13 protein-coding genes are annotated in these 15842 nt (G+C 70.4%); 4 read left to right on the top strand and 9 right to left on the bottom strand.

What is annotated here, in order from left to right; genetic code table 11:
- Positions 1–34: 34 nt before the first annotated feature.
- The 9 genes from AC5Y4Z_RS03875 to AC5Y4Z_RS03835 form a co-directional block, all read right to left on the bottom strand.
- The gene (locus tag AC5Y4Z_RS03875) at positions 35–2626 is read right to left on the bottom strand and encodes a PE family protein (RefSeq protein WP_499961017.1); all 2592 of its coding nucleotides are present in this window, start codon (positions 2624–2626) and stop codon (positions 35–37) included.
- A gap of 375 nt (positions 2627–3001) precedes the next feature.
- A complete protein-coding gene (locus AC5Y4Z_RS03870; RefSeq protein ID WP_499961016.1) occupies positions 3002–3736 on the bottom strand; it encodes an alpha/beta hydrolase in 735 nt (244 codons plus the stop codon).
- Positions 3737–3761: 25 nt separating this feature from the next.
- Positions 3762–5246, bottom strand: coding sequence for an aldehyde dehydrogenase family protein (locus AC5Y4Z_RS03865; RefSeq protein ID WP_499961015.1), 1485 nt, complete (start codon positions 5244–5246; stop codon positions 3762–3764).
- A gap of 91 nt (positions 5247–5337) precedes the next feature.
- The gene (locus AC5Y4Z_RS03860; RefSeq protein ID WP_499961014.1) at positions 5338–6555 is read right to left on the bottom strand and encodes a cytochrome P450; all 1218 of its coding nucleotides are present in this window, start codon (positions 6553–6555) and stop codon (positions 5338–5340) included.
- Positions 6555–7520, bottom strand: a complete 966-nt coding sequence (locus AC5Y4Z_RS03855; protein ID WP_499961013.1) for an SDR family NAD(P)-dependent oxidoreductase — start codon at positions 7518–7520, stop codon at positions 6555–6557. The genes AC5Y4Z_RS03860 and AC5Y4Z_RS03855 overlap by 1 nt, the downstream gene beginning before the upstream one ends.
- Entirely contained in the window at positions 7513–8658 is a 1146-nt protein-coding gene (locus AC5Y4Z_RS03850) for a spirocyclase AveC family protein (RefSeq protein ID WP_499961012.1), read from the bottom strand. Before AC5Y4Z_RS03850 ends, AC5Y4Z_RS03855 begins: the two co-directional genes overlap by 8 nt.
- 7 nt (positions 8659–8665) lie before the next feature.
- Positions 8666–9778 carry an ABC transporter substrate-binding protein gene (locus tag AC5Y4Z_RS03845; protein WP_499961011.1) on the bottom strand — a complete coding sequence of 371 codons (1113 nt, stop codon included), beginning with the start codon at positions 9776–9778 and terminating at the stop codon, positions 8666–8668.
- A 92-nt stretch (positions 9779–9870) separates the two neighbouring features.
- Entirely contained in the window at positions 9871–10719 is an 849-nt protein-coding gene (locus AC5Y4Z_RS03840) for a CbbQ/NirQ/NorQ/GpvN family protein (RefSeq protein ID WP_499961010.1), read from the bottom strand.
- 55 nt (positions 10720–10774) lie between these two features.
- Positions 10775–12523, bottom strand: a complete 1749-nt coding sequence (locus AC5Y4Z_RS03835; protein ID WP_499961009.1) for a nitric oxide reductase activation protein NorD — start codon at positions 12521–12523, stop codon at positions 10775–10777.
- A 113-nt stretch (positions 12524–12636) separates the two neighbouring features.
- Here AC5Y4Z_RS03835 and AC5Y4Z_RS03830 point away from each other — a divergent pair, with 113 nt between their 5' ends.
- The 4 genes from AC5Y4Z_RS03830 to AC5Y4Z_RS03815 are packed head-to-tail and all read left to right on the top strand — an operon-like array spanning position 12637 to position 15763.
- Positions 12637–12870, top strand: coding sequence for a hypothetical protein (locus AC5Y4Z_RS03830; protein WP_499961008.1), 234 nt, complete (start codon positions 12637–12639; stop codon positions 12868–12870).
- 12 nt (positions 12871–12882) lie between these two features.
- On the top strand, positions 12883–14025 hold the full coding sequence (locus AC5Y4Z_RS03825; RefSeq protein ID WP_499961007.1) for an acyl-CoA dehydrogenase family protein: 1143 nt from the start codon (positions 12883–12885) through the stop codon (positions 14023–14025).
- Positions 14022–15116, top strand: coding sequence for an acyl-CoA dehydrogenase family protein (locus tag AC5Y4Z_RS03820; protein WP_499961006.1), 1095 nt, complete (start codon positions 14022–14024; stop codon positions 15114–15116). The genes AC5Y4Z_RS03825 and AC5Y4Z_RS03820 overlap by 4 nt, the downstream gene beginning before the upstream one ends.
- Positions 15116–15763 (top strand): nitroreductase family protein, encoded by a 648-nt coding sequence (locus AC5Y4Z_RS03815; protein WP_499961791.1) that lies wholly within the window; start codon positions 15116–15118, stop codon positions 15761–15763. Before AC5Y4Z_RS03820 ends, AC5Y4Z_RS03815 begins: the two co-directional genes overlap by 1 nt.
- Positions 15764–15842 lie beyond the last annotated feature (79 nt).

The raw sequence follows: 15842 nt of genomic DNA, 5'->3' as shown, positions 1-15842 counted from the left end.
GGGTCGGGCGCAGGCCCTGGCCGAGCCCCGCCGGCTACGGCAACCCGCTGGGCCCGTTGACGCCCAACCCCAGCGCGGTGCCGCCGGCGCCGGAGCCGCCCGTGGCATATCCGCCGAAACCGCCGTTGCCGCCGTTGCCGCCGGTGCCGATCAGCACGGAATTACCACCGGACCCTCCGGCGCCCCCGCCGTCCCGGAAGCTGTCTCCCCCCGCACCGCCGGCCCCGCCGGTGCCCACCAGTGGCCCGGCGGTGCCGCCGGCCCCGCCGATGCCGCCGGTGCCCCACTGGGTCATTCCGCCGGCCCCACCGATCCCGCCTTTGCTGAGCAGGCCGCCGCCGCCGCCGGGCCCGCCGTTACCGGCGCCTCCCTCGAATGTGTCGGTTCCGCCGGGCCCGCCGTCGCCCCCGTTGGAGAACAGCCACGCGCCGTCACCGCCGGCCCCGCCATTGCCGCCGGCGCTGCTGGTAATGCCGGACCCGCCCGCGCCGCCGACTCCGCCGGCGCCGAACACCACTCCGGCATGGCCGCCGGCCCCACCGCTACCCGCGCCCTGCGACGGGCCGTTCCCGGTCCCGTCCCCGCCGTCACCGCCCGCACCGCCGAAGCCGAACAGCGTGCCGCCGGGACCGCCGGCGCCGCCGGCCCCGCCCGCGCTGCCGAAGCCGCCGGCCCCGCCGTCACCGCCGCCGCCGCCGACCAGCCCGCCGAGCAGCCCGCCGGCGCCGCCGGCCCCGCCGGCCCCGGCGATGCCCTGGTTCACCGCCATACCGCCGGCCCCGCCGGCCCCGCCCGAGGAGCCCAGCAGCCCGGCGGCCCCGCCGGGCCCGCCGGCCCCGCCGCTGGACTGGAAATGGCCCGCCCCCCCGCCGGCCCCGCCGACCCCGCCATTACCGGAAAGCAATCCGCCGGCCCCGCCAGCGCCGCCAGCACCGCCATCTCCCACCACTCCGTTCGCGCCGGCCCCGCCGGCGCCGCCGGTGCCGAACAGCCCCGAGGCCCCACCGGCGCCGCCATTTTGGCCCGGCCCCGGCCCGACGGACCCGCCGGCCCCACCGGCCCCGCCATCGCCGAGCAGGAACCCGCCCGGGCCGCCGGACAGCCCACTGCCCGGCGCGGCGTTGGCGCCGTTGCCGATCAGCGGACGCCCGAACAGCGCCTCGCTGGGGGCATTGATCGCGTCGAAGGCCGGCTGCAGCGGCGACACCACGCCGCCCGCGCCAGCGCCGCCGATCGTCGGCCCGAACCCACCGTTGCCGCCGTTGCCCGCGGTGCCGATCAGCACGGCGTTGCCACCTAACCCGCCAGCCCCGCCGATCGTTGCGCCCTCCCCGCCGGCACCGCCGGCGCCGGCATCCCCAATCAGGAGGCCGCCCACGCCGCCGGCCCCGCCGGGCCCGCCGGCCTGGGACAGGCTGGATCCGCCGGCCCCCCCGATCCCGCCGCAGCTGATCAGGCCGGCGTTGCCGCCGTCCCCGCCGGCAGCCCCAACGCCATTCGGGCTGGATCCGCCGGCACCGCCGACACCGCCGCTGTCGAAGATCAGCCCGGCGTGGCCGCCGTTCCCGCCGACCCCCCCGATGATCGCCTCGCCGACGCCGCCGGCCCCGCCGGCCCCCCCGGTGCCGAACAGCTGACCCGCGTTGCCACCGGCCCCGCCGGCCCCGCCGACATTGAAGCCGTGCCCGCCGGACCCGCCGGACCCACCGAACCCGCCGACGAGCCCACCGGCCCCGCCGGCCCCACCGAGCCCGCCCGTCTCGCCGCTGCCGCCCGCGCCACCGGCCCCGCCACCGGCGCCGACCAGCCCGGCGAGTAGTCCGCCGCCGCCGCCGGCCCCGCCGGCCCCACCGGTCAGGTCCGAGGAGAGCCCACCGGCCCCGCCGGGCCCACCGGCGCCGAACAGGCCACCCATCCCGCCAGCGCCGCCGGCGCCGCCGACGCCTGGATTTGGGCCGCCGGCATCGCCGCCGAAGGCGGCCCCGCCGTGACCACCGACGCCGCCGTCGCCGAACACCCACCCCCCGGCCCCGCCGGCACCCCCGGCGCCGCCCGCCCCGCCGACCCCGGTATCGGACTCTGTGGATCCGCCGGCGCCGCCGGCGCCCCCGGTGCCGATCAGGCCGGCGGCCCCGCCGGCGCCGCCCTGTTGACCCGGCGCCCCGGAACCGCCGGCACCGCCGTTGCCGATCAGCCACCCGCCGGGCGCGCCGTTGGCACCGGTGCCGGGGGCGCCGTTGGCCCCGTTGCCGATGAGCGGGCGTCCGGTCAGCGTCAGGATGGGAGCGTTGATCAACGCGAACGCTTCCTGCTCCGCAACCTGCAGCGGGCTCAGCGCGGCCGCGATGCCGGCCTCCGCGCCGGCATACGAATCCGCACCCGCGGCCAGGGTCTGCACGAACTCGCCGCGGAACGCCGACGCCTCCGCGGTGGCCGCTTGATAGAGCTGACCGTGCGCGGAAAACAGCGCCGCGAGGGCCGTCGACACCTCGTCGGCGCCCGCGGCCACCACCCGCGTGGTCGGGGCCGCCGCCGCGGCGTTGGCCGCGCGGATCGTTGAGCCGATACCGCCCAGGTCCGAAGCCGCCGCCGTCAGCGCCTCAGGGGTCGCGATCGTAAATGACATGGCATTCAATCCTGATTTCCAAAAATGCGGGAGGACAGGCAGATGGTATGGGCGCGCGTGCAATATCGGTATCGACCGTCGAGAACTCGTTATAAAAATGTTATAATTGAAAATGTCGAGTTTTTGGACAAATTTACTTTCGCCTGCCGCACAGGATCGATTCGTACACCAATTTGACAGCACCGAACCGAGATCGTCAATCCGCAAGCGAGTCAATGAATCTGGCTGTCGCGGCGCCCTGCTACGGGTCAGTGGGGCTCGTGGCCAATCGCAATCCGAAATAATGCGCTTGCATACGATTCACACGGCGTGGTGCCATTTGTGGCACCGCTGGACATCGCGCAATAAAGACGTGCCGGAAATTGCCATACCTTTTCACGAGGCCGATTTACGAGGGCCCGCAGCGACCGACAGCAGCTTGTCGGCGACCCAGTCCGGTTCGGTGATCATCATGTCGTGGCCGGTGTCGAGGTCCCACAGCCGGCCGTCGGCCCGCTGCCGCAGGCCCTCGACGTCGCGCCAGCGCATGTACATGGTGGTGCATAGGTGCGATTGCGGGATCCGGGCGAGCGCGGCTTCGTCGGTGAGCCGCAGGGGCTGCTCGAAACACTTCCACGGGTGCGGGGTCAGCCGCGCGCGCATCCACTCGAGCTGGTCGGGGTCGGACACGCCGTAATAGGCCAGCGTGTCATCGGTTGGGTACAAGCACATTTCGACGCCGTCGACCATGCGGCCGTCGGCGCGCGCCGCCGCCATCATCTGCGGGGCCACGTCCGTCAGTGCCTGGCCGTCCGCCGGCGTCGCGGCGTCCAGGTACACCAGGTGGCCGACACGGTTGGGGGCGCGGTCGGCGGCACCGGTGATCACCATGCCGCCATAGCTGTGACCGACCAGGATCGCCTGCCGCAGGTCCTCGTAGTGCAGCAGGTTGACGATGTCGGTGATGTGACAGTCAAGGTCGACATCGGCCGCGAACAGGTGCGCCCGCTCGCCGAGGCCGGTCAACGACGGCGCGTACACCTCGTGCCCGCGCGACCGCAACAGCCGGGCGACGGCCTGGTAGCACCAGCCACCATGGCCGCCGCCGTGCACCAAGACATAGGTGGTCATGTCTTGCGCCGCAACGCGTTACGAACTAGCCGGCGGGGTAGGCGACCGACTTGATCTCGGTGTACTGGTCGAACCCGGCGACGCCGTTCTGGCGCCCGATGCCGCTTTCCTTGTAGCCGCCGAACGGGGCGTCGGCTGCGTACCCGGCACCACCGTTGACGCCCATGAACCCGGCCTTGATCCGGCGGGTCACCGACAGCGCGCGCTCGAGCGAACCAGCGAACACGTTGCCGGCCAAGCCGTACACGCTGTCGTTGGCGATCCGGATCGCGTCCTCCTCGTCGTCGAACGGGATGACCGACAGCACCGGGCCAAAGATCTCCTCCTGCGCGATGGTCATCTTGTTGTCGACGTTGGTGAAAAGCGTTGGCCTGATGAAGTATCCCTTGTCGAAGCCGGTCTCGGCGCCGGGTCCGCCGACCAGCGCGGTCGCACCCTCGTCGACACCCTTCTGGATGTAGCCCGTCACCCGCTCGAACTGGCGCTGCGAGATCACCGGTCCGCACAGGGTGGCGGGGTCCTGCGGGTCGCCGGGCATCACGTTCTCGTAGATGTTCTTGAGGATCTCCACGCCCTCGTCGTAGCGGGACCGCGGCAGCAGCAGCCGGGTCGGGTTGGCGCAACCCTGGCCGGCGTGCATGCAGGGCGCGATGCCGACCATGCAGGCGGTCCCGAAGTCCGCGTCCTCGAGGACGATGGTGGCCGATTTGCCGCCGAGCTCCAGGAACAGCCGCTTCATGGTGGCGGCGCCCTTTTCCATGATCCGCTTGCCGACCACCGTCGAGCCGGTGAACGAGATCAGGTCGACCTTCGGCGACAGCGTGAGTTCTTCGCCCACAAAGTGATCCGAGGCGGTGACGACGTTGACGACGCCGGCGGGGATGTCGGTCTTCTCCGCGATCAGCCGGCCCAGCCGGTTCGCGTTGAACGGCGTATTCGGCGCCGGCTTGAGCACCACGGTGTTGCCGCTGCCCAGCGCCTGGCCGAGCTTGTTGAGGGTGACCTCGAACGGGAAGTTCCACGGCACGATCGCACCGACCACACCGACCGGCTCGCGCCACACCTTGATGGTGGTGTTCGCGCCGGTGAGGCTGATCACCCGGTCGCCGAGGTCGGTCTCCCAGGCATACGAGTCGATCAGCCGGGCGGGGTACTTCAGCCCGTCGGCCAGCGGGGCGTCCAGCTGGGGCCCGAAGGTGATGGCGCGGGGCGAACCCACCTCGAGGATGAGCTCCTCGCGCAGCTCTTCCTTCTCGGACTCGATCGCGTCGTGCAGCTGCAACAGGCAGCGCTTGCGGAGCTCCTTGTTGGTCGACCAGTCGGTCTCGTCGAAGGCGCGCCGGGCGGCGTCGATGGCCCGGTGCATGTCCTCCTTCGAGGCGTCCGAGACCTCGCCGAGGGACTCCTCGGTGGCCGGGTTGATGTTGGTGAAGGAGCCGGCCCGGCCCTCGACGAGCTTGCCGTCGATCATCATCTTCGGCTCGAAGCGAACCTTTACAGCCTCGGTCATACTTGTCACTCTCTTCTGGGTCGTTTGAGGGGCTACGGAGAGCCTTACTGGAAACTAGCCGATTGGCAAGCTGCAACCTTTTCGGGGCCTGTTATTGCGGGTCGAACAGCACCGGCACCGACGTCGGCGACCGGAAAACCTGCCCGCGGATGTGCGGGTCGTCCCCGTCGGGGTCCAGCCGGAGATTGGGCAGCCGGTCCAGCAACAGGTTGACCGCGGTGCGCATCTCCAGCCGCGCGAGGTGCATGCCCAGGCACACATGCACGCCGTGCCCCCAGCCCAGGTGGCTCTTGGGCGCGCGGAAGATGTCGAACGTGTCCGGATCGGGATAGCGATCCTCTTGCCGGTTCGCCGAACCGAGCATCGGCATCACCGTCGCCCCGGCCGGGATCGCCACGCCCCCGAGTTCGGTGTCGCGCGTCGCCACGCGGGTGATGGTCAACAACGGGGACTCCCACCGCACGGCCTCCTCGATCGCCTGGGGCAGCAACGACCGGTCCGCGCGGATGGCGGCCAGCTGCGCGGGATCGGACAGCAGCGCCAGCAGCAGGCTGCCCAGCGACCGGTAGGTCGTCTCGACGCCGGCGGGCAGCAGCAGCCGAAGGAACGAGAAGATCTCCTCGTCCGCGAGTTTCTGCCCGTCGATCTCGGCGGCGGCGAGCGCGCTGATCAGGTCCTCCTTGGGTTCGGCCCGGCGGGCCTCGAGGATCGGCGCGAAATAGTCGCACAGGGCGGCCGAGGCGACGAGCCCGCGTTCGGGGTTCATCAGCCAACTCAGCAGCGAGATCGACCACCGCTGGAACTGCGGGTAGTCCTTTTCCGGCAGGCCCAGCAGTCCGGCGATGATCTGGCTCGGGTAGTCGAAGGTGAACTCCTTGACCAGGTCCGCCTTGCCGTTCGGGGCGAAGTTGTCGATCAGGCCGTTGGCCACGCGGCCGACCAACTCGTCCTGCCAGCGCGCCAATGACTTCTGCGAGAACGCCTTTGACACCAGCGAGCGCAGCCGGCCGTGGATCGGCTCGTCCATGCCCAGCATCACGCCCTCGCCCAGCACGGGGCCGAACGCCGCGATGACGGCCGCCGACGAGAACGTCTCGTTGTCGCGCAGCATCTGCTGGATGTCCTCGTGGCGGTACACGATGAACATCGGCAGCGATTCCTCGTGCGGCAGCGCTCCCGACGTCTCGAGTCGCTGCACCGGTTCCTCGCGGCGCAGCCGCGCCAGTTCGGTGTACGGGTCGCGCACGTCGCCGGAGATCGCGTCGTCGAAGGCGCCGAAGTCGTCCAGGTCGTCGAAAAGCTGTTCCATCACTGCTCCTTTTTTGCCAAGCGACGCAGCAGCGGCTGCGGAATGACGCGCGCGCCCAGCACCATCGCCTTCTGGGTGACCGTCAACGGCCACGCCCCGCCCCGCATCGACCCCTGCCGCGGGATGCCCAGCACGACCCGGGACATGTGGTGCATGCCGGGCGCCGGGAGGATCCTGTTGAGCGCCAACAGCATCGAGGCGTCCGCGCCGACACCGCGGCGCCGGAACGGCTTTCGGTCCTCCAGTGCCTTGACCAAGCCGTCGGCGAACCGCTCGGGTGGCCGGGCCATTTTCATCGCGAAGCGCCCCCGGGTGTTCATCGTGGTGTGCAGCCGCGCGTACGGGCCCTCGAAGTTGCGGTCGTCGGTGGTGCCGGCGTCGGTGATGATCTCGGTGTCGTACGTGCCGGCGACCAACACCGTGACACCGAGACCGAAGGGCGCGATCTCGCCGGCCAGCGATTCGCCCCACCGCTCCATCGCGCCTTTGGCGGCCGAGTACGGCGCGGTGGCGGGCTGGCCGCGGACCCCGGCCGAGCTGGCTACCAACACGATTCGGCCCTCACCCGCCGCGCGCATGGACGGCAACAAGGCCTTGGTGAGTTCCACCGGCCCCAGGACGGCGGTGGCAAACATCCTCTGCCACAACGCGATGTCGGTCTCCTCCACCACGCCGGCCGCGGAGATCCCGGCGTTGTGCACCACGGCATACGGTGCGCCGACGGCCCCTTCGATCGCCTTGGCCGCCGCGGCGATCGACGCCGGGTCCAGCAGGTCGAGCTGCACGCCGATGAGCCGGGCGTCGTCTTCTCCGGCCCCGCTCGCCTCGCGCAGCGACGCCATCCCGCTGTCGGGTGTGCGCATGGCCGCGACCACGCGCCACCCTTCGCGATAGAGGCGCACGGCCGAGGCGAATCCCAGCCCGCGGGACGCACCGGTGATGACGACGCTGCGTGGCTCACCCATGCTTGCTCGGCGCAGCAGAAGTCGCACAGGCGCCTTCACCCGGCGGCGGGGGGTCGACGTGCGGCCGCCCGTTGGGCTCCCCGCTCGCCCAGGTCGACCAGATGCCGACCGAGAACGGGCTCGCAGCGCCGGCCTTCTCGTAATAGCCTTGCGGGTCATACACTTTGGCCTCCGGATACGGCCAGGGGCACGCGACCGACGTCGCGGAATGGGTGACCTTGATGACCCAGAACCAGGTGCCGTAGGCGAAGTAGGAAACGTTGATGATGACGAACATCACCAGGAACGTGCCGAGCACCGGGCGAGTCGGGAAGAGCCGGGCTTTCGCGGCCAGCTTCTCGGCCACCGACTTGCCGGTGTCGTCGCGATAGCACAGGATCGCCGCGGGCACCATCACGAAGGTGACCGAGAACGACTCCCAGATCAGCGGAAACTGGAACGTGGTGCCGGTGAACACCGACCCCCACGGGATGACCTGCGAATAGATGTACATGCCCATGTGGACGAGCTGGATCTCCAGCCACGCGTCGAACACGAAGCCGATCGCACAGACCAGCACGCCCAGGCTGACCAGCGGGTGACGCGACACGAACGACTGCGGACCGTACTTGGCCTGCAGCTTGCGCAGGATCCACACCCCCGGGAAGTAGGGACCGAAATAGAATGTGACGTAACCGAATACGACGAACGGCTCGACGGTCGGCGACAGCGACACCAGCGGCCACGACTCCGGCCAGTGGATGAGGTCGGGGTTGTACACCGCGAACGGTGACCAGTTCATGATCGGGTCCTGCCACACGATCAGCGTCGTGCACAAGAACATCAGCATCGCCGGGCTGCCGGGATTGCGGCGCCAGCCCCGGACGAACACCACGACCAGCACGATCAGCATGATCACGGTGGAGATCTGGATGAACGTCATGTAGTCCAGGCCGAAGATGAACTTCACCGGGCGGGGACGGCCCTGGACGTTCGGGTTGGCGACGCGCGGGTCGAGGGCGACGCGGCAGTTCGCGATGAAGAAGAGCGCGAACGCGGCGAGGGCGGCGCCGGCCACCCAGCCGCCCCAGCCGCGCTTACCATCCCGGGACGCCGGCTTGCCCTGCGCGGCAAGGGGTGTGGATTGTTCAGTGCTCATATGCGCCTTACTCTCCGAAGCGATCGACCAAGTGCGAGTTGACGCCGTCGGCGTCGAGGGTCCGCGCCACCAGATAGCCGGCGCCCATCCACGCCCGCCGCGTCCACTTGCCGAACGACACGCGGGTGCCGGGCGCGCCGGAGGCGGCGGGCATCATCTTCACCCGCTCCAGCGCCTCCTTGACCCCGCGCGGGCTGAGCGGGTGTGCGTCGGTGAACGCGCGCACCAGCGTCGCCGCGACATCGCGGTTGACCACGGTCACGCAGAACTCCGGGCGACTGCCGTTGTACTTCCTCGCGTAGGCGTCGAGGAAGTCCTGGCCGATCCGGTTCGCCTCGTCGTACTGATCGACACCGGTCCAGCCCATGAACGCGTTCCACATGATCGGGTTCACCCACGCGTTCTGCCACGCGGTGGTGGTGAAGCGGGGCGGGTCCCAGCCGACGGCCTCGAGCGCCGGGTTGATGAAGACGATGCCGAACCCGAACCCCAGGTGCACGATCGCCTCGGCCTTCGCCTCATGGAGCGTCTGCACCGCGGCGTTGATGTCCTGCGCCGTCTGGGCGATCGCGACTTCCGCCACGATCCGGATGTTTTTCCGCCGACAGGCGCTGCGCAAGTTCCTCAGGTAGCTCTCACCGATGAGGCTCTGCTCGACCAGGACCCCGACCTCGGTGAGTCCCCGTTTGGCGATCAGGTCGGCCAGGAAGATGGGCTCGTCGGTCATGGATCCCTGGGGGAAGGCGAAGGTCCACTCGCCCAACCAGTCGTCGGTACCGGTCACGCTGATCGCGGGCACCTTGAACCGCTCCTCGATCGCTTCCCGCAACGGCACACAGTTGTCGGTGATGTTCGGGCCGAAGACCACCAGGCAGCCCTCGTCGACGAGCTCCCCGAACGCGTCGATCACCGCCTTGACCGAACCCTTGGGCAGGCCCTCCACCTCGCGGTAGATCATCTGCACGGGACGGTCCATCAGGCCCTGTTCGACCGCCTCCTCGAAGATGAGGTCGAAAGTCTGGGTGAAGGAGGCGAACAGCTCCTCGGGGAACCCCGGCGGCAGGGTGAAGTCCATCAGGTAGCCGACCTTGATCGGCTCCGCGCTGCTTTCGTAGGACATCTGACCTCCCGGGTTGCGAGCCCGACCCACACCCATCCACGGAAAAACCTAATATTTGTTCAGACACTAGCGGCGGCGGTATGCACCGTCAATCATCCGTTCGCCCCGCCCAGGTAGACCTCGATCATCTCGTGCAGTCCCCGGCCCACCGCCGCGTCGTCGGTCAGCGGCCCGGCGATCGCCGCGCGGGCCGCCTCCCGCATGGTCAGGCCCTCGGCGACGAGCCTGCCCGCCGCGATCAGCACCCGCGTCGACGCGACCTCACGCAGCCCGCCCGTCTCCAGGCGGCGGATGGCCTGCCCGAAGCGCACCAGCTCGGCGGCCGTCGCCGCGTCCACGCCCGCCTCGTGCGCGACGATCCCCTCCTCGACATCGGCTGCGGGGAAACCGAATTCGATGGCCACCATCCGCTGCCGCGTCGAATCCTTGAGGTCCTTGAGCACGCTCTGGTAGCCGGGGTTGTAGGACACGACCAGACCGAATCCCGGCGCCGCGTCCAGCGTCACACCCAGCCGCTCGATGGGCAGCTGCCGCCGGTAATCCGCGAGCGGGTGCAGCACCACGGTGGTGTCCTGGCGGGCCTCCACCACCTCGTCCAGGTAGCAGATCGCGCCCTCGCGCACCGCTTTGGTCAGCGGCCCGTCCACCCACACCGTCTCGTCGCCCTGCAGCAGAAACCGGCCGACCAGGTCCGCGGTGGTGAGGTCGTCGTGGCAGGCGACGGTGATCAGCGGCCGGCCCAGGTCGTGTGCCATCGCCTCGACGAAGCGGGTCTTGCCGCAGCCGGTGGGCCCCTTCAACACGAGCGCCAGGCCCTGGCGATAGGCCGCCTTGAAGACGGTCTCTTCGCTGCCGATCGCCTTGTAGTAGGGCCGCATCATTTCTCCGTCCGAACCGGACGGCACGCCGTTCCGGTAGGCAACGCCGGACTCGTTGGCCATGATTTCCCTTCTCCCGCCCGCGTTTCTGGGAGCCTATCCGGAACAGATGTTTGTTTCAACGACCGCGAGCGTCCGCAAATGTACGCTGCCCGCGGCGTGTCGCCGTACCAACACGCACGCTCGCGGCAGTTGCCCGGCGCACCTCCGCCGAGCGCAGCGCGGACCGGAACAGCGGTCCGATGACACCGGCGAGTTGGTCGGGGCGCGCGATCGTCGCGTGCGCGGCGCTGCCGAAAACCCGGCGCAGCGATACCACGTCGGTCCCCGCGCCGATGGTCAGGCAGACGCAGCCGGTGCCGCGGCGACGGGCCTCGGTCAGGGCGCGCCGCGCGTCCGCGGCACCGTAGGGCCGCTCGTAGCCGTGGTCGTAGGCGAGCCCGTCGGACAGCACCACCAACAGGCGCCGCGACGTCCCGCCGCGCGCTTCGAGGACCGCCGAGCCGTGCCGGATGGCCGCACCCAGTCGCGAGTATGCGCCGGGCTCCAGGCTGTTCAGCCGCCGCATGACGTGCGAGTCGAGGTGGTCGTCAAATCGCTTGACGGGCACCATGCTCACCGCGCGACGGCCCTGGGAGTAGTAGGCGTACAGCGCGACGCGGTCGCCCAGGTCGTGCAGAGCGACGGTCAGATTGGCGACCGCCACGCGCTGTTGTTCGTGCACCGTCCGCCCCACCGTCCCGGGCTCGGCCGCCGATCCCGACACGTCCAGGAGGAGCAGCACCGACAGGTCGCGCCGGCGCCGCAGGCTGTCGAGGTAGACCGCCTCGTCGGGCATCGACCCGGCCAGCACCTCGACGCGCGCCTCCACGGCCGCATCGATGTCGATGTCGTCGCCCTGGGATTGGCGGTGGCGCCGGTGCAGGCCCATCCCCAGCCGGGACAGCGGGCGCCGGACGCCGATCGCGGCTTCGATCTGCTGCGTCGCAGAGGCTTTGATCGTCGGCTCGACCTCGCGCACGGTGCACCAGGCGGGTCGGTAGCTGTGGCGCGCGGCGTCCCATTCCGGATAGGTCACCCCGTCCTCGGCGGTGGCCTGGTCGTCGTCGATATCTTCGGTCGAGCTCGGCGCCAGCGACGACACGGCGTGCACACCGCGGTTCGCGGCGTTCGTCCGGTGCGTCGGGGCATCGGCGCCGGGCGGTCCGCCGCCGCTGCCGGTCTTACGTGCCGACGACAGCATCTTCTTCAGCCACTTGCCGATGAAGCCGCCGCCCCCGACCGGGCTGGTGAACAAGTCCGGGTCGTCCGAGTCGTCGACGGCGTCGTCGTCAAGTTCTTCGAGTTCCTGTGCGCCCGGACGCCGCGGGACGTGTTGTGGGGTTTCCTGTTCCGGCTCTGTGCCCGCCCGGGAGCCCGCGGCCACGACCTTCGCCGCACGGATCAAGCCGAATTCCGGTGGCGGGCCGTCTATCGCCCCCCGCCCCCCGGCGAGGGTCAGCGACGCGGCGGGCGAGTCGCTGCGGGCCGCGATGGCGCGGTCTCCCGTCGACGCCAGGATGCCCGGCAGCAGTGCGCCATTGGCGACCAGGGCGCGGTGGCCCTCGATCGCCAGGTAGCGCCGGGCCAGCCGGCGGTGTCGCACCAGGGGCCGCACCACGTCGGGGTCCAGGCTGCCCGCGGCGATCAGGGAGGCCTGCACCGCCAGGGCGGTGAGCGGCGCGCGCGCGGAGACGTAGATGGTCTGCCCGTCGGTCCACGGGGATTCGCCGACCGGCAGTTCGGCGACGGCGACGGGCCGGCCCGCGAGCGCGGACGCAAGCATGCCGAGGCCCGCCAGCCTGTCACCAAGCGCGTCGTTTGCCATCGGCCTCCGAACCCACCCTGCGTGTTGACCAAATATCTGTTCCAGCGTAGGGTCCGATCGCATCTGCGGTCAATCGGATCGGGTGGCCGATCGCACTTGCTAAGGAGCACAGCGTGATTGACTTCAGCGGGCGGGTGGCGGTGGTCACCGGCGCCGGCCGCGGACTGGGCGGCCGCTATGTGGATCGCCTGGAGCGGCGCGACGGGCGCTGGGCGATCGTCTTCATGGACGAATCGCAATCGCTGCTCACCGACGAAGCCATCGCTATGGTCGCCGGGGCACGCACCCCCCGCCACGACACGGCCGACCCCTCCTACGATCGCCCGCTGGCGGCGTCGCGCCGCTAAGGTTAAGCCAACGTGGACTTTTCATACCCGGCGGAAGTGGAACAGTTCCGCATCGAGCTGCGCGACTGGCTGTCGGCGAACCTGACCGCCGAGCTGATCGCCGCCCGCCGCCCGTCGGGGCGCGACGACGCGGGATTCGAGAAGCTGCGGGCGTGGAATCGCACGATGGCCGACGCGGGGTGGGCCGCGGTGTCCTGGCCCCGCGAATACGGCGGTCGCGGCGCAACGGTTCTCGAGCAACTGGTCTACACCGAGGAAACCACCCGTGCCCGGGCGCCCATGCCGCTCAACGTCATTGGGATGAACAACATCGCGCCGGCCATCATGCAGTACGGCACCGAGGCGCAGAAGCTGACGCTGCTCCCCCGGATGATGCGCGCCGACGACATCTGGTGCCAAGGGATGTCGGAACCCGAGGCCGGGTCCGATCTCGCGTCGCTGCGCACCCGCGCGGTTCGGGACGCCGACCACTTCGTGGTGACCGGCCAGAAGGTCTGGACGTCGCTGGGTCACCGGGCGGACTGGTGCCAGCTGTACGTGCGCACCGATCCCGACGCACCCAAGCACAAGGGGATCTCCTGCCTGATCGTCGACATGACGCTGCCGGGCATCGAGGCCCGCCCGCTGGTCACGCTCAACGGCGACACCGACTTCGCCGAGGTCTTCTTTCGCGACGTGCGGGTGCCGGCAGACGCGCTGCTCGGGCCGCTCAACGCGGGCTGGCAGGTGGCCACCACCACGCTGAGCCACGAGCGCGCGGGGGCCGCCCGGCTGTATGCGGAGATGCACGTCCGGCTGGAAGAACTCGCCGACGACATCGCCACGGCGGGCGCCCTGGACGATCCCGTCACGCTGCGCCGGCTCGGCGAAATCGCCGTCCGCATCAAATATCTCGAGGTCCTGTGCCAGCGGTCGATCTCGGCGACGCTGCACGGCGGCGACCCGCTGGGGTCGGCCAGCCTCGCCAAGACCGTCTGGGGCGAGATCGGGCAGGACCTGGCGGCCCTGGCGTTCGACGTGCTGGGTGCCCGCGGCGCCGGCGAGCCGTGGGCCGACTATCGCCTGACGTCGCGATCGCTGACCATCGCGGGCGGCACGAGCCAGGTCAACAAGAACATCACCGCCCAGCGGGTTCTCGGGTTGCCGCGCGCATGAACCTCGAACTCACCGACGAGCAGGTCGCGCTGCGCGACACCACCCGGCGCTTCCTCACCGAAAAGGCGTCGATCCGCGACCACGTGCGACCGCTGCTGGACGACCCGACCGGCACCGATCCGGCGGTGTGGCGGGGCCTCGCCGGTCTCGGCAGCACCGGTCTGCTGGTGTCGGAGGACTGCGGCGGGGCCGGGATGACGATGGTCGAGGCCGGCATCGTCGCCGAAGAGCTGGGTGCCGCGCTGCATCCGGGCCCGTGGCTGTCGACCGCGGTCGCCGCCCCGCGGGCGCTGACCCGGCTCGGCGCCGGCGGCACGGCGGCGGACCTGTTGCGCGGGATCGCCGACGGCACCACGGTCGCCACCCTCTGTCTCCCGTACCTCGGGGACGTCGCGGCCGCAAGGCACGGTGACGAAATCGTGCTGCGCGGCGAGATCGGCGCGGTGCCCGACGCCGCCGCGGCCGACGTCCTGTTGACACTCGCCGAGGATGCCGACGGCATGGCGCTTTTCGTCGTCAACACCGGCTCGGCCGGGGTGTCGGTGGCGCCCGAACACGGTATCGATTTGACCCGCAAGCAGTTTCGTGTCACGTTGGACGCGGCCCCGGCGCGACGGCTGGGTGCCGCTTCCCCGGACGGCGTCGCGTCGGTGATCGACGACGTGTTGATCGCCGCCGCCGCCGACGCCCTCGGCGCCGCGCGCGCCGTGATGGACCTCGCCGTCGAATACGCCAAAACCAGAAGGCAATTCGGGCAGCCCATCGGCTCCTTTCAGGCGGTGCAGCACCTGTGCGTCGACATGTACGAGACCGTCGAGCTGGCCCGCAGCGGGGTGATCCACGCGCTGTGGGCCGCCGACGCGGCCCCGGCCGAACGGCACCTCGCCGCGCTGCGGGCGAAGGCGTTCGCCGGCCGGCTGGCCACCGTCGGCGACACCGCCATCCAGGTGCTGGGGGGCATCGGCTACACCTGGGAACACGACGCTCACCTCTACCTCAAGCGCCTGCTGAGCTGGAGCGGATTTCTCGGCAGCCCGGACCGCTACCTCATCGAAATCGGTGCGCACCTCGCGACGAGAGGCGCCAGATGATGGACATCGAGTACCTGCTCACCTCGACCCCGTCGGCGCGCAAGTCGCTCGATGTGGCTGCGCCGGTGGACCTCGCCGACATCCGTGAGTGCCTGCGCGTCGGGCTGCAGGCCGCCAACGGGTCCAATGCCCAGCCGTGGCGCTGGCTGGTGCTGACCGACCCGGCGCTGCGCACCAGGATCGCCGAGCTGTACCGCGAGGCGTACCTGCTGCGGGTCGGGGGACAGATGCTCGCCGACGTGTTGCCGGCCGGGACGCCCGAGGGCCGGATCATGTCGTCGACGGAGTGGTTGGTCGACAACATGGCCAAGGTGCCGGTGCTGATCATCCCGTGCTATCAGCCCTACCTGCCGCGCATCGACGGCGACGAGTCGTTCTACCAGGCGACGCTGTACGGCTCGATCTTCCCGGCGGTGTGGAACTTTCAGCTCGCCCTGCACACCCGCGGATACGGGACGTGCATCACGACCCTGCACCTGCACCGCGAGGAGGAGGTCCGGCAGTTGCTCGGCATTCCGGCGGGCTACGCCCAGGGTTGCCTGCTGCCGGTGGGCCGCCTGCGTGCCGGCCGCACGTTCCGGCCCGCCCATAGGCGGCCCGTCGGCGAGGTCGCCGCGCACGACGGCTGGGACGGCCCGGCGCTCTAGAATGGCGCTGGCACCGCCGTATGCAGCGGATTTGCAGCGCGAAGTCTGATAGCCTTTAACAAACATTTGGTTCGCTGAG

It is taken from the genome of Mycobacterium sp. NGS63, assembly GCF_059812295.1.
Note: the sequence above shows the minus strand (reverse complement) of the source record. Positions and strands in the feature narration are given on the sequence as shown.